Origin of the sequence: Ochrobactrum vermis (assembly GCF_002975205.1) — a bacterium.
Taxonomy (GTDB): Bacteria; Pseudomonadota; Alphaproteobacteria; order Rhizobiales; family Rhizobiaceae; genus Brucella; species Brucella vermis.
In genome coordinates, this window is record NZ_PCOC01000001.1 from 150,503 (window position 1) to 163,534 (window position 13,032).

Genomic DNA, 13,032 nt, shown 5'->3' on the forward strand with positions numbered 1-13,032 from the left:
GTTTCGATCTGATTGGATCAGATCGGCGCTCTAATTTCTTCTATTTCAAGCATAATCTTATCGACCCTCGTTTCACTCCGGTCGGAGTATGCTCTAAAGCGCATTCCGAAAAGTGTGAAACGGTTTTCGGGCCAAAAGCGTGTCAAAAAAGACTCGAGCGCCGATACGATTCAATCGGATCGAACTGCGCTCCAGCGTCTCCCCCGGTTGACCTCACGACGCTAACCCTATAGGGAAGCATCAATTCTGTTGCTTCGGTGGTCGTCAGGGGAGTTGTGAACAAGTGGGTTCACGACCGATGGGTATACGACTTGAGAAGCTTTTTTCGTGAAAGTGGTTCATGTCTTTGCCCGAAACCATCGCTCCGGCTCTGTCCGGAGCATTAGCCGCTCGCGGTTATAATACCCTCACCGCCGTTCAAAACGCCGTTCTGGCGCCTGAAACGCTTGATGCCGATCTTCTCGTTTCCGCACAGACCGGATCGGGAAAAACGGTTGCTTTCGGCCTTTCCATGGCCAACACCATCCTCGAAGACGAACTGCGTTTCAGCGATGCCGGTGCACCGCTTGCCATGATCATCGCGCCGACGCGCGAACTGGCGCTTCAGGTGCGCCGCGAACTGGAATGGCTCTATGCCGATACCGGTGCGCGCATCGCATCTTGCGTTGGCGGCATGGATATCCGCTCTGAACGCCGTGCGCTTGAGCGCGGTTCGCATATCGTTGTCGGTACGCCGGGCCGCCTGCGCGACCATATCACCCGCAATGCGCTCGATATGTCCGAACTCCGGGTCGTCGTTCTCGACGAAGCCGACGAAATGCTCGACATGGGGTTCCGTGAGGATCTCGAATTCATTCTCGGTGAAGCGCCGGAAGACCGCCGCACGCTGATGTTCTCGGCAACCGTGCCGAAGCCGATTGCCCAGCTTGCCAAGCGTTTCCAGAACGACGCGCTGCGCCTGACAGTTCAGAGTGAAACCAGCCAGCACGCCGACATCGACTATGTCGCCATGCCGGTGCCGCCGCATGAGCGCGACCACGCGATCATCAACACGCTGCTTTATTACGATTCACAGAACTCGATCATTTTCTGCTCGACCCGTGAAGCAGTGAAGCACATGGCCAGCCGGCTTTCCAATCGCGGCTTTGCCGTGGTTGCGCTGTCGGGCGAGTTGAGTCAGGCTGAACGCAACAACGCATTGCAGGCAATGCGTGACGGACGCGCCCGCGTCTGCGTTGCGACCGATGTTGCTGCACGCGGCATCGATCTGCCCAATCTCGACCTCGTCGTTCACGCCGATCTGCCGAACAATCCTGAAACGATGCTGCATCGCTCAGGCCGTACAGGCCGCGCCGGTCGCAAGGGCACCTGCGTGCTGGTTGTGCCGTTCTCGCGCCGCCGCACTGCAGAGCGTCTTCTGCACATGGCAAAGCTTGATGCGCAGACGGTTCCGGCGCCCAGCATTGCTGCGGTTCAGGCCAAGACCAATGAGCGCATTTTGAACGCGGAAGTCTTCAACCAGCCGGTTGAAGAAGAATATCAGGATCTCCTGAAGGCACTGACCGAGCGTTATACATCGGAACAGATTGCCGCTGCCTTTCTCAACCGCGAAGTGGCTTCCTATCCGGCCGCAGAAGAAGTTTCCGATGCACCCGTGCATGCGGTTGGCGGCAAGAAGCCCAGAGATCGTTTCGAAAAAGGCGAGCGTTCTGATCGCGGCGACCGCTTTGAGCGCCGTGAACGTAGTGAGCCGGGTGAACGCTTCGACCGCAATGCTTCGTTCGATGGCGTGTGGTTCTCGGTTTCTGCCGGTCGCAAGCATCGCGCCGATCCAAAATGGCTTCTGCCGCTCATCTGCAAGGCGGGCGATGTGTCCAAACGCGATGTCGGTTCGATCAAGATTTTCGACAATGAAACCCGCTTTGAAATCACAGCCTCGAAGGCTGATGAGTTCCGCCGTTCGGTCGAAGAACGCGGCACCGGCGAAAAGGGTCTCGTGATCCGCAGTGCCGTTGCAGGTGCAGGCGGTGACGCCGCTCCGCGCGAAGGCAAGGGCGGTTTCAAACCACGTGGCGACAAGTTCAAGGAAGGCGGCTTCCGGGACGGCTACAAGAGCGACGGCTATAAAGGCGACCGCTCGAAGGGTGACAAGCCGCGTGATTTCTCACGCGGAGACGACTTCAAGAAAGACGGCTTCAAGAAGGGCGGTAAAAAACCCGAAGGCGGCGGTTACAGCAAGAAGCGTCGCGGCGAATAACATTCACAATAAAAGAAAAGCCCGCCATTTGGCGGGCTTTTCTTTGGCTATTATAAAACCCCGAGAAGCTTTCTGGCTTTTCGGGGTTTGTGTTTTTAGAGCGCACCCCGAACAGTGTGAAACGGTTTTCGGATAAGATGCGCGTCAAAAAAAGTATTTAGAACGCCGATCTGATTCAATCAGATCGAAACGCGCTCTAAACGTCGAGATTGGCAACGCTCAGCGCGTTTTCCTGAATGAATTCGCGTCGCGGTTCCACCTCGTCGCCCATCAAGCGCGTGAACAGTGAATCTGCGTCGGTCGCATCCGTCACCTTGACCTGCAGCAGCGAACGCACGTTCGGATCGAGCGTGGTTTCCCAAAGCTGCTCGGCGTTCATTTCGCCAAGGCCTTTGTAACGCTGCAAGGTCAGTCCCTTGCGGCCTGTCGCAAAGATTGCATCGAGAAGGGCCATCGGGCCGGAAAGTGTCTCCACCTTGTCCTTGCGGCGCAGCACTGGTGGTTCTGCGAAAACTTCCGACAGGCGCGAAGCTACACGGCCTATCTGACGGGCATCGGCAGAACCGAGCAGCGCCATATCGAGAATGGCAACGTCCTTCACGCCGCGCACCATGCGCTCGAAGAGGTAGCCGCCATCCTCTGTCACATGCGCCGTCCAGCCACGCTCGGTTTCCTCCGAGATCATGTCGAGACGCTTGGCAACAACATCGGCGGAACGCTGCGCGGTCGCATTGTCTTTCGAGGCGTCGGGATTGAGCAGCCCGGCGATAGCTGCCTGTTCCACAACGCGACGATCATAGCGCGTGTGAAGGCCGGTAAGAAGCTGACGCATGGTGCGGGCGTCTTCCACCACCGAACGCAGGTCCGGCCCGGCGCGAACTTCGCCGCTTGCCATTTCCAAAGTGGCTTCCTCAAGACCTGTCTCGATGAGAAAATCCTCGAAAGCAGCTTCGTTCTTGATGTATTGCGAGGACTTGCCGCGCGATACCTTATAGAGCGGCGGCTGCGCGATATAGATATGGCCGCGCTCGATCAGTTCCGGCATCTGACGGAAGAAGAAGGTCAACAGCAATGTGCGAATATGCGCGCCGTCAACGTCAGCATCCGTCATGATGATGATCTTGTGGTAGCGCAGCTTGTCCGGGTTGAAGCCGTGCGTTTCGTCCTTGCCGATCGATGTGCCGAGCGCGGTAATCAGTGTGCCGACCTGATCGGAGGAGATCATGCGGTCGAAGCGAACGCGCTCCACATTGAGGATCTTGCCGCGCAGCGGCAGGATGGCCTGGTTCTGGCGTGACCGGCCGCTCTTGGCCGAACCGCCTGCCGAGTCACCTTCCACGATGAAGATTTCTGACTTCGCAGGATCGCGTTCCTGACAGTCTGCAAGCTTACCTGGCAGCGACGTCACGCTCAGATTGCTCTTGCGGGTGATGTCGCGTGCCTTGCGGGCTGCTTCGCGTGCGGCGGCGGCCTGAATGACCTTCTCGACCACGATCTTGCCGCCTGCGGGATGTTCTTCCAACCAAGTTGAAAGCGCTTCGTTGACGAGGCTTTCAACGACCGGGCGAACTTCCGAGGATACCAGCTTGTCCTTGGTCTGCGACGAGAACTTCGGATCGGGAACCTTGACCGAAAGAACAGCGGTCAGGCCTTCGCGGCAGTCATCGCCGGTAAGCTGGACCTTTTCCTTTTTGGTCATGCCCGATGCATCGGCATAGCCCGTCACCTGACGGGTCAGCGCACCACGGAAGCCGGCCAGATGCGTGCCGCCATCGCGCTGCGGAATGTTGTTGGTGAAGCACAGCACCTTCTCGTGGTAGGAATCATTCCACCACATGGCGACTTCAACCGTCATCCCGTCTTTTTCGCTGCGGATATAGATCGGCTCTTCCAGAAGTGATTTCTTGCTCTGGTCGATATATTTCACGAATTCGACAAGCCCGCCATCATAGTGCAGCTCGTGCTCTACCACATCCGCATGACGACGGTCGGCGAGCTTGATGCGCACGCCGGAATTGAGAAACGCAAGTTCGCGCAGGCGGCGTTCCAGCGTATCGAAGTCGAATTCGACCATGGTGAAAGTGTTGGGGGAGGGCAGGAAGCTTACTTCCGTGCCTGTCTCTGCTCCCGCATCACCGGTTACCACCAGCGGGGCATCAGCCACGCCATGGGTAAAGCTCATCTCATGGGTTTTCCCGGCGCGACGTATTTTCAGCTTCAGCCAGATCGACAGCGCGTTCACCACCGATACGCCAACGCCGTGCAGGCCGCCGGAGACCTTGTAGGAATTCTGGTCGAACTTACCGCCGGCATGAAGCTGGGTCATGATGACCTCGGCTGCCGAAACGCCTTCTTCCTTATGGATATCGGTCGGGATACCGCGACCGTTATCGGTCACGGTGCAGGACCCATCGGCATTCAAGGAGACGGTTACAAGCGTGGCATGTCCGGCCAACGCTTCATCGATCGCATTGTCCACGACCTCGTAGACCATATGATGCAGGCCGGAGCCGTCATCCGTGTCACCGATATACATGCCGGGACGCTTGCGAACGGCATCCAGACCTTTCAGAACACGAATGGAATCCGCGCCATATTCGGCGGGGGCTTCGGAATTCATCTCGGGCATCTCGCTCATGAAAATCTTTCGAAAAACGCGCTGCGAATGCAGCTTCAAAGATATGTCGAATCACGCGACAAACATGGCTTTAATATAGGTGCTAAAGGCTATTTTTCCAAATTTCGGCGGTAAATTTACCGGGGATTCCGCCTGTCTGACCATATGAAGGCGATCCCGGTGCGATGCGGCTTCTGGAACCGCCACAATTGATGCCTATATCCGGTTTGACGGAGACGTTCTCGACCTGTTTTATGACGAAAGGAACGTTTGATGGAAATTGCGAACGTTATGAGCGAAAGACCGGGTCCATTCGTGCCGCCTGCACCGCGACCGCGAGAAAAGCCGGTCGGGCGTTTCGAGATGATGCGGGTCGTCTACAAGAACCCGCTCGAGCTGTGGGGCGAGCCGTCCTATAACGAGCGGTGGATCTCGGTCAGCTGGTTCGGCATGAAAACCATCATCGCCAATGATCCGGGACTGATCCGTCATGTGCTGGTCGACAATGCCGCCAATTATCCCATGTCCGCCATTCGTCAGCGCGTGCTGCGGCCCTTGTTGCGCGATGGTCTGCTGACGGCCGAGGGCCAGGTGTGGAAGCGGTCGCGAAAAGCCATGGCGCCGGTTTTCACGCCGCGTCATATCGGTGGTTTTGCCGAGGCCATGCGCGACCGGTCGCGCCAGTTCGCCGATCGATACAAGACCTCCGGTACAATCACCGATGTCGCTCATGATATGACGCTCCTGACCTATGACATTCTGGCCGAGACGTTGTTTTCAGGTGAGATCGCAGGCGATCCCAACGATTTCGCACATCAGATCGACAAGCTGTTCGAGACCATGGGGCGGGTCGATCCGTTCGACCTTCTGGGACTGCCCGACTGGCTTCCACGCCTCACACGCCTGCGCGGACAGCAATCGCTCGGCTTCTTCCGTGAGCTGGTCTCCGACACTATCGCACTCCGCAAAGCTCGCATGGACAAGGGCGAAGATGTGCCGAGCGATTTCCTCACTTTGCTTTTGCGTGCGGAAGGCCCGGAAGGATTGAGCCGCTCCGAGATCGAGGACAATATCATTACCTTCATTGGCGCAGGTCATGAAACGACTGCACGTGCACTTGGCTGGACGCTCTATCTGCTCGCCAAGGCGCCGAGCGAGCGCGAAGGTATTGAAGCGGAAATTGATGGCTTTTTTGCAAAAGGCGGGCGTGACCTGCCACCGCAGGAATGGCTGGCATCGCTGCCTTTCACACGCGCAGCCTTCGAGGAAGCGATGCGGCTTTATCCGCCCGCACCGTCGATCAACCGTGAGGCGGCGACCGACGATACCTATGACGATCTGAAAATCCCAAAGGGCGCGACCGTGCTGGTCATGCCGTGGGTGATCCACCGTCACCGGCTCTATTGGGATCAGCCGGACGCTTTCATGCCCGAACGCTTCTGGCCCGAAAACCGAGACAAGCTTGACCGCTTTCAGTATTTGCCCTTCGGTGCGGGCCCCCGTGTCTGCATTGGCGCAAGCTTTGCCTTGCAGGAGGCTGTGATTGCACTTGCCATCCTGCTCGATGGCCGTCGTTTCGAGGTGCTGGAAACGACGAAGCCGTGGCCGGTACAAAAGCTCACCACCCAGCCGCAAGGCGGTCTGCCGATGAAGGTGATGAAGCGCTGACTAGCTTTTCAGGCGTTCAGCGTGCCAGCGCAGATGGCCATCCATGAAGGTCGAAATGAAGAAATAGGAATGATCATAGCCCTCACGCATGTTGAGCGCGAGGGGAATGCCAGCCTTCTTGCAGGCTTCTTCCAACAGCCACGGGCGCAGGCCGTCATTCAGGAAACCGTCTGCGGTGCCCTGATCGACCAGAAATTCCGGAAACTTGTAGCCATCTTCGATCAGCAGCGTGGCGTCATTGGCGCGCCATGCCCGCTCTTCCGGTCCGAGATATTTTTCCAGCGCCGGTTTCGACCATCCGGCAGTCGATGGCTGGACGATGGGCGCGAAAGCCGAGGCTGACTTGAACCGGTCCGGGTTTTTCAGCGCAATCGTCAGCGCGCCATGACCACCCATGGAGTGGCCGGTGATGGCCTGCCGCGCCATATCGAGCGGAAATTCGCGCGTCACCAGATCGGTCAGTTCCTGCGTGATATAGCTGTACATCTGGTAGTTCTTGGCGAACGGTTCTTGCGTGGCATCAACATAAAAACCGGCACCCTTGCCAAACTGCCAGTTGTCCGGCTCATCCGGAATGTGATCGCCGCGCGGGCTCGTATCGGGGCAAATAACGGCAATTCCCAGCTCCGCGGCCAATTGCCGATATTCGCCCTTGTCCATCACGTTTTGATGCGTGCAGGTCAAACCGGAAAGATACCAAAGCACCGGCACAGGCCCGTTAGCGGCTTGCGGCGGCAGGAAGACAGCAAAGGTCATGTCGCACTGGTTCGTCTCGCTCTTGTGGCGATAAACGCCTTGCGTTCCATCAAAGCACTTTGCGGTCGAAATGGTTTCCATGAAAGAACCTCAGTTTTGTTCAGCTTCCGAGCGCCACTGCGACATTGACAGAAGCGGCGACCAGCACGGTGTTGAAGAAGAAGGAGACGATGCTGTGCAGCAGCGTGACCCTGCGCATGGCAGGCGTCGTGACACTCGTGTCGGACGTTTGTGCCGTCATGCCGATGACATAGGCGAAATAGGCAAAATCCCAACCGGAGGGTTCCGGTGTTCCGGGGAAGTCGAAGCCGCCACGATAACGGCTGGCATGGCTGGTGTCGTCGCCAGCCAGTTCACCCGGCTGCCAATATACGTGCGCATAATGCAAGGCCGTCATCATATGTATGGTGAACCAGCCGAGCGGCACAGACGCAAGTGTCATGACCAGCGAGAAAGTATCGGCCTTTGTCTCGCTGTTGATGAGAATGAACAGCGAGACGATTGCGACGAGAACTGTTGCAAAGGTCACCAGAAAGATGATCCAGACGGGCTCGTCAGCGCTTGCCGCGTGTTTTTTCAGGAAGCCAGCAGTGAGTTTTGGCAAGGCGGAGGCCGCCAGCCCCAGATAGAGCACGAAGAAGCAGTTTGCGCCGACGACCGGGGCAAGGGGGCTTTTAAGAAGCCAGGCAATGATGAATGCTGCAACACCGCCAAAGGCGCCAAGATAGAAGGACATATGGCGGCGCAGCAGAAACATCAGGCAACCGTTTCCCTTGGTTCCAATCGCATGTCGACATGCGGAATGCCATCTTCGAGATATTCGTCGGAAATCGCCACGAAGCCGAACGAGCCATAGAATTTCTGCAAATGGCTCTGGCCTCCAAGCTCAATCGCGATGCCTGGAAAGCGGGCATGAGCAAAATCGATAGCCTCTTGCATCAGACGCTGGCCGAGCTTGTAGCCGCGATAATCCGGCGCGACTACGACGCGTCCGATCTTCACCGGCTTTCCATCCTGTTCCGGTGGTAGAACTCGCAGGCTGGCTGCAAGTTCCTCACCATCGAGAATGCGCAAGTGAAACGCATCGGCGTCCTTACCGTCGATTTCCGGATAGGGACATTTCTGCTCGACGACGAAGACATCCACGCGCAGTTTCAGCATCGCATAAAGTGCGCGTGGGGTCAGGTTGTCGATTTCGTCCCATTGGGAAACGAGAAGTTTTTCACTCATCAGTAGACAATCACCGAACGGATCGACTTGCCTTCATGCATGAGGTCGAAGGCGGTGTTGATTTCATCAAGCGGCATGGTGTGGGTGATGAGATCATCGATGTTGATCTTGCCGTCCATATACCAGTCGACGATTTTCGGCACGTCGGTGCGACCGCGCGCGCCACCGAAGGCGGTGCCTTTCCAGACGCGGCCCGTGACCAGTTGGAACGGACGCGTGGCGATTTCTTTGCCAGCTTCCGCAACGCCGATAATGATGGATTCACCCCAGCCGCGATGGCAGCATTCCAGCGCCTGACGCATGACATTGGTGTTGCCGGTGGCGTCGAAGGAATAGTCTGCGCCGCCGTCGGTCAGGTCCTGAATGGCCTGAACGACCTTGTCATTGCCGATTTCACGCGGGTTGACGAAGTCGGTCATGCCGAACTTCTTTGCCATTTCGACCTTGGCCGGATTGATATCCACGCCGATAATCTTGTCAGCGCCGACCATGCGCGCGCCCTGAATGACATTGAGGCCAATGCCGCCGAGGCCGAACACGACGACATTGGAGCCCGGACGAACCTTAGCCGTATAAATCACTGCGCCGATGCCGGTGGTTACGCCGCAGCCGATGTAGCAGATCTTGTCGAATGGTGCGTCTTCGCGGACCTTGGCGACGGCGATTTCCGGCAGAACGGTGAAGTTCGAGAAGGTCGAGCAGCCCATATAGTGGAACACTTCGCCGCCATCGCAGGAGAAGCGCGAGGTTTTGTCAGGCATCAGGCCCTGACCTTGCGTGGCGCGGATCGAGGTGCAGAGGTTCGAGCGCTGCGACAGGCAGGTTTTGCACTGGCGGCATTCCGGCGTGTAGAGCGGGATCACATGGTCGCCCGGCTTGACCGAGGTCACGCCAGCGCCCACTTCGCGCACGATGCCTGCTCCTTCGTGGCCGAGAATGGCCGGGAACTTGCCTTCGGAATCGAGACCCGAAAGGGTATAGGCATCTGTATGGCAAACACCTGTCGCCATGATTTCGACCAGCACTTCGCCAGCTCGTGGACCGCCAATCTCGACTGTTTCGATGGTGAGCGGCTTTTTCGCCTCCCACGCAACGGCTGCGCGTGATTTCATGACGATGTTTCTCCCTTTCAGTCTATCTTAGAGCAACGCACTCATTTGAGGTAGGTGCGTAGAATCCGCATGATTTCGTCGATTTGCGTATCGGGGTCAGCTTTGGTTTCCTGCACGTCCCCGATTTCCTGTGCAAATGTCTCGCGGAAATGGCTTTCCAGCACTTCCGCCATCAGCCCGTTGGCCGCACCGCGCAGGGCCGCGATCTGCTGCAGCAATGCCGCGCATTCCGTGCCAGCCTCGACCGCGCGCTCCAGCGCTTCGGCCTGTCCGCGAATGCGGCGCAGGCGCGTCAAGGCGCGCTTCTTGTCTTCCGGTGAATGCGGCATGGAAACTCCCGACTTCAGCGAAATCTATATACTCTAGGGGAGTATGTCAATTGCTCCGGAAATGCCTTTTGTAGGAATAGTTTTCTCAACAATTGGCACGTCCTGGATTTTAAGCCTCAAGCTTGAGATGCAGCAGCGGATAAGGGCGTCCCTGATCGTCAGTTTCCGAGCGACCTGTCTCGACAAAGCCCACATGGCGATAAAAGCCCACGCCTTGCGTGTTCTGCTCATTCACATCGACGGTCAGCGTGCCGCGCTTTTTCGCGTGCGCAATCATATGCTTGCCAATACCTTTGCCGCGCTGGTCGGGTGCGATGAACAGGCTGTCGATATTGTTATCGGTCATGCCCATAAAGCCAACCGGCTTACCGTCATCCTCAATGACATCGACTTCTACATTTGGCAGATATTGCTCACCGACCAGCTTTTCGATTTCAGCGAAATCTTCGCGGCTTAGAAAGTCATGCGTTGCCAGCACGCTTGCGCGCCAGATGGCGGTGAGGGCGGAGGCATCCGCCGGATTAGATTTTCGAATATGGATCATGTGCGTTCCCTGTGTGATAAGCACGAAAGCGAAAGCCTTATCTAACGGAAATTATTTTGACGAGTCTGCCCGATCTTCCTGTGACACGAATTCTGCCTCAGCTGGATGAGGCATTGGCGCATCATGCGAGCGCAGTCCTTGTCGCGCCGCCCGGTGCAGGCAAGACGACACTGGTGCCTATTCATATGCTGAATGCCACTTGGCGTAAGGATGGCATGATCGTGCTGCTCGAACCGCGTCGTCTGGCGGCACGCGCAGCCGCCCGTCGTATGGCACAGCTTCTGGGCGAGGAGCCCGGCGAAACGGTCGGCTATCGTATGCGCCTCGAAAGCAAGGTCTCGGCGAAGACCAAAATCCTCGTTGTCACCGAGGGCGTTTTTGCGCGTATGATCCTGGACGACCCTGACCTGAAGGGCGTTGCAGCAGTTCTCTTCGATGAGTTCCACGAACGCAGCCTTGATGCGGATTTCGGGTTGGCGCTGGCGCTCGATGTGCAGGCGGCGTTGCGCGACGATCTGAAAATTCTGGTCATGTCGGCAACGCTTGATGGCGCGCGCGTGGCTGCCCTTCTGGGCGACGCGCCGGTGATCGAAAGCGAGGGCCGGGCCTTTCCTGTCGATATTCGTTATCGCGAACGAAAAGCCGACGAGCGCGTGGAAGATGCGATGGCGCGCAGCATTCGCGACGCGCTGGCCGACGAGACGGGCAGTATTCTGGCTTTCTTGCCGGGGCAGGGCGAGATCGAGCGAACGGTGCGCCTTCTGGAAGATCGCGTGCCGACCCATGTGATGCTTGCGCCGCTTTATGGCGCAATGGAGGGTCGCGATCAGGATGCGGCGATCAAGCCAGCACCGGAAGGCAGGCGCAAGGTGGTTCTGGCGACCTCGATTGCCGAAACCTCCATCACGATTGACGGCGTGCGCGTGGTGATCGACAGCGGCCTTGCCCGCCTGCCGAAATACGAACCGGCTACCGGCCTGACACGTCTGGAAACCGTGCGCACGTCTCGCGCAAGCGCCGATCAGCGTGCGGGACGCGCGGGGCGGACTGAGCCCGGCATTGCCATTCGCCTCTGGCATCAGGGACAGACAGCCGCGTTGCCCGCTTTCTCTCCGCCTGAAATTCTGGAGGCTGATCTGTCAGGCCTCGTGCTGGATAGTGCCGCTTGGGGCGTAACCGATCCGGCAACGCTTGCCTTTCTCGATGCACCACCGAAACCGGCGCTGAGCGAAGCCCGCGCTCTGTTGCGTAGGCTCGGTGCATTGGACGAGGCCGGGCGTCTGACCCCTGACGGCGAAGCGATGCGTCATCTCGCTCTGCCTGCACGTCTTGCCCATATGGTGGCCGAGGCAGGCAAGCGCGGCGAAGCCTCAAAGGCTGCCGAACTCGCCGTGCTTTTGACGGAGCGTGGCCTTGGCGGCAACGAAACCGATCTCGACACACGTTTCTCGCGTTTTCGCAACGACCGTTCGGACCGTGCCCAAAGGGCCAAAGGTCTGGCGAAGCGCCTTGCCGCCAATGTGCTCAATCAGGGTGCACCCGCAGGATCAGGGATCGGTCGTATGTTGATCGACGCTTATCCCGACCGCATCGCCAGAGCGCGCGGGCAGACCGGGCAGTTTTTGCTGGCCAATGGTCGTGGCGGTGAGGTGGATAATGCGATCAGTCTCAGCCGTACGCCATGGCTGGTGGTGGCGGATATGTCCGGCAAGGCAGGACGCGCACGCATTCTTTCGGCTGCCGAAGTGTCGGAGGCGGAGATACGGGCAGCTCTTGGCGACCGGATCGAGAGTGGACGACAGGTGGTCTACGATCCGGAAAAGAACGCGCTGCGAGCACGCGAAGCCGTGCGCATCGGCGCAATTGCTCTTTCGGAAAAGCCGCTGGCCGCGCCATCGGGAAGTGCTGCCGATGAGGGCGTGATTGCCGCCGTGCACGAAAATGGGCTTGGTATTCTGCCCTGGGGCAAGGAAGCCGATATTCTGCGGCGTCGTCTTGGCTGGCTTTATCGCGGGCTTGGTGACCCCTGGCCATCCATGGAAGACGAGTATCTGCTGGAGACGCTGGAGGATTGGCTGCCGCCCTTCCTGACCGGCGAAGCGCAGCTCGACCGCATACCGGGCCATGTTTTGAAGAACGGCCTGATGAGCCTCGTACCCTTCGACCTTCAGCGCAGTGTGGATCAACTGGCGCCGACGCATTTCACGGTGCCGACCGGATCGCATATTCCGATCCGCTATGATGCCGAAGAGCCGGTGCTCGCAGTTCGCGTGCAGGAACTGTTTGGTCTTGGCGTGCATCCGGCCATCGCCAACGGCAAGGTGCCCTTGCTGCTGGAGCTTCTGTCGCCAGCCCATCGCCCGATCCAGATCACCCGCGATTTGCCGGGTTTCTGGAAAGGATCATGGGCCGATGTGCGGTCCGATATGCGTGGGCGCTATCCCAAACATGTCTGGCCGGAAGATCCGGCCAATGCGGAAGCAACACGCCGGGCAAAGCCGCGCGGAACCTGAATCTAG

Annotated in this window: 10 protein-coding genes; 3 read left to right on the plus strand and 7 right to left on the minus strand. The window is 58.2% G+C overall.

The window, feature by feature from the left end:
* Positions 1-340 precede the first annotated feature (340 nt).
* Positions 341-2,257: a DEAD/DEAH box helicase gene (locus CQZ93_RS00700; protein ID WP_105540872.1), complete on the plus strand. Its 1,917-nt coding sequence runs from the start codon at positions 341-343 to the stop codon at positions 2,255-2,257.
* A gap of 196 nt (positions 2,258-2,453) precedes the next feature.
* Here CQZ93_RS00700 and gyrB read toward each other — a convergent pair whose 3' ends face one another.
* The gene (gene gyrB / locus CQZ93_RS00705) at positions 2,454-4,895 is read right to left on the minus strand and encodes a DNA topoisomerase (ATP-hydrolyzing) subunit B (protein ID WP_105540873.1); all 2,442 of its coding nucleotides are present in this window, start codon (positions 4,893-4,895) and stop codon (positions 2,454-2,456) included.
* Between the two features lie 270 nt (positions 4,896-5,165).
* Between gyrB and CQZ93_RS00710 the strand changes: the two genes are divergently transcribed.
* Positions 5,166-6,542, plus strand: coding sequence for a cytochrome P450 (locus CQZ93_RS00710; protein ID WP_286151623.1), 1,377 nt, complete (start codon positions 5,166-5,168; stop codon positions 6,540-6,542).
* On the opposite strand, the gene fghA is transcribed toward CQZ93_RS00710, so the two are convergent.
* The 6 genes from fghA to CQZ93_RS00740 all read right to left on the minus strand — a co-directional run bounded on the left by fghA (position 6,543) and on the right by CQZ93_RS00740 (position 10,513).
* Complete coding sequence (fghA, locus tag CQZ93_RS00715) at positions 6,543-7,379, minus strand: S-formylglutathione hydrolase (RefSeq protein ID WP_105540875.1); 837 nt, start codon at positions 7,377-7,379, stop codon at positions 6,543-6,545. It abuts the gene before it with no gap.
* 19 nt (positions 7,380-7,398) lie between these two features.
* Positions 7,399-8,055 carry a DUF1345 domain-containing protein gene (locus CQZ93_RS00720; protein WP_105540876.1) on the minus strand — a complete coding sequence of 219 codons (657 nt, stop codon included), beginning with the start codon at positions 8,053-8,055 and terminating at the stop codon, positions 7,399-7,401.
* Entirely contained in the window at positions 8,055-8,528 is a 474-nt protein-coding gene (locus CQZ93_RS00725; RefSeq protein ID WP_105540877.1) for a GNAT family N-acetyltransferase, read from the minus strand. Before CQZ93_RS00725 ends, CQZ93_RS00720 begins: the two co-directional genes overlap by 1 nt.
* Positions 8,528-9,640, minus strand: a complete 1,113-nt coding sequence (locus CQZ93_RS00730) for an S-(hydroxymethyl)glutathione dehydrogenase/class III alcohol dehydrogenase (protein WP_105540878.1) — start codon at positions 9,638-9,640, stop codon at positions 8,528-8,530. Before CQZ93_RS00730 ends, CQZ93_RS00725 begins: the two co-directional genes overlap by 1 nt.
* Positions 9,641-9,681: 41 nt before the next feature.
* On the minus strand, positions 9,682-9,969 hold the full coding sequence (locus tag CQZ93_RS00735) for a metal/formaldehyde-sensitive transcriptional repressor (RefSeq protein ID WP_105540879.1): 288 nt from the start codon (positions 9,967-9,969) through the stop codon (positions 9,682-9,684).
* A gap of 109 nt (positions 9,970-10,078) precedes the next feature.
* On the minus strand, positions 10,079-10,513 hold the full coding sequence (locus CQZ93_RS00740; RefSeq protein ID WP_105540880.1) for an acetyltransferase: 435 nt from the start codon (positions 10,511-10,513) through the stop codon (positions 10,079-10,081).
* Between the two features lie 56 nt (positions 10,514-10,569).
* Here CQZ93_RS00740 and hrpB point away from each other — a divergent pair, with 56 nt between their 5' ends.
* Positions 10,570-13,026 carry an ATP-dependent helicase HrpB gene (gene hrpB / locus CQZ93_RS00745; RefSeq protein WP_105540881.1) on the plus strand — a complete coding sequence of 819 codons (2,457 nt, stop codon included), beginning with the start codon at positions 10,570-10,572 and terminating at the stop codon, positions 13,024-13,026.
* The last annotated feature ends 6 nt before the right edge of the window (positions 13,027-13,032 follow it).

Excerpts from the sequence above, each read along its gene's own strand:
- CQZ93_RS00700 (WP_105540872.1), top strand. The coding sequence starts at position 341 with ATGTCTTTGCCCGAAACCATCGCTCCGGCTCTGTCCGGAGCATTAGCC.
- gyrB (WP_105540873.1), bottom strand. The coding sequence starts at position 4,895 with ATGAGCGAGATGCCCGAGATGAATTCCGAAGCCCCCGCCGAATATGGC.
- CQZ93_RS00710 (WP_286151623.1), top strand. The coding sequence starts at position 5,166 with ATGAGCGAAAGACCGGGTCCATTCGTGCCGCCTGCACCGCGACCGCGA.
- fghA (WP_105540875.1), bottom strand. The coding sequence starts at position 7,379 with ATGGAAACCATTTCGACCGCAAAGTGCTTTGATGGAACGCAAGGCGTT.
- CQZ93_RS00720 (WP_105540876.1), bottom strand. The coding sequence starts at position 8,055 with ATGTTTCTGCTGCGCCGCCATATGTCCTTCTATCTTGGCGCCTTTGGC.
- CQZ93_RS00725 (WP_105540877.1), bottom strand. The coding sequence starts at position 8,528 with ATGAGTGAAAAACTTCTCGTTTCCCAATGGGACGAAATCGACAACCTG.
- CQZ93_RS00730 (WP_105540878.1), bottom strand. The coding sequence starts at position 9,640 with ATGAAATCACGCGCAGCCGTTGCGTGGGAGGCGAAAAAGCCGCTCACC.
- CQZ93_RS00735 (WP_105540879.1), bottom strand. The coding sequence starts at position 9,969 with ATGCCGCATTCACCGGAAGACAAGAAGCGCGCCTTGACGCGCCTGCGC.
- CQZ93_RS00740 (WP_105540880.1), bottom strand. The coding sequence starts at position 10,513 with ATGATCCATATTCGAAAATCTAATCCGGCGGATGCCTCCGCCCTCACC.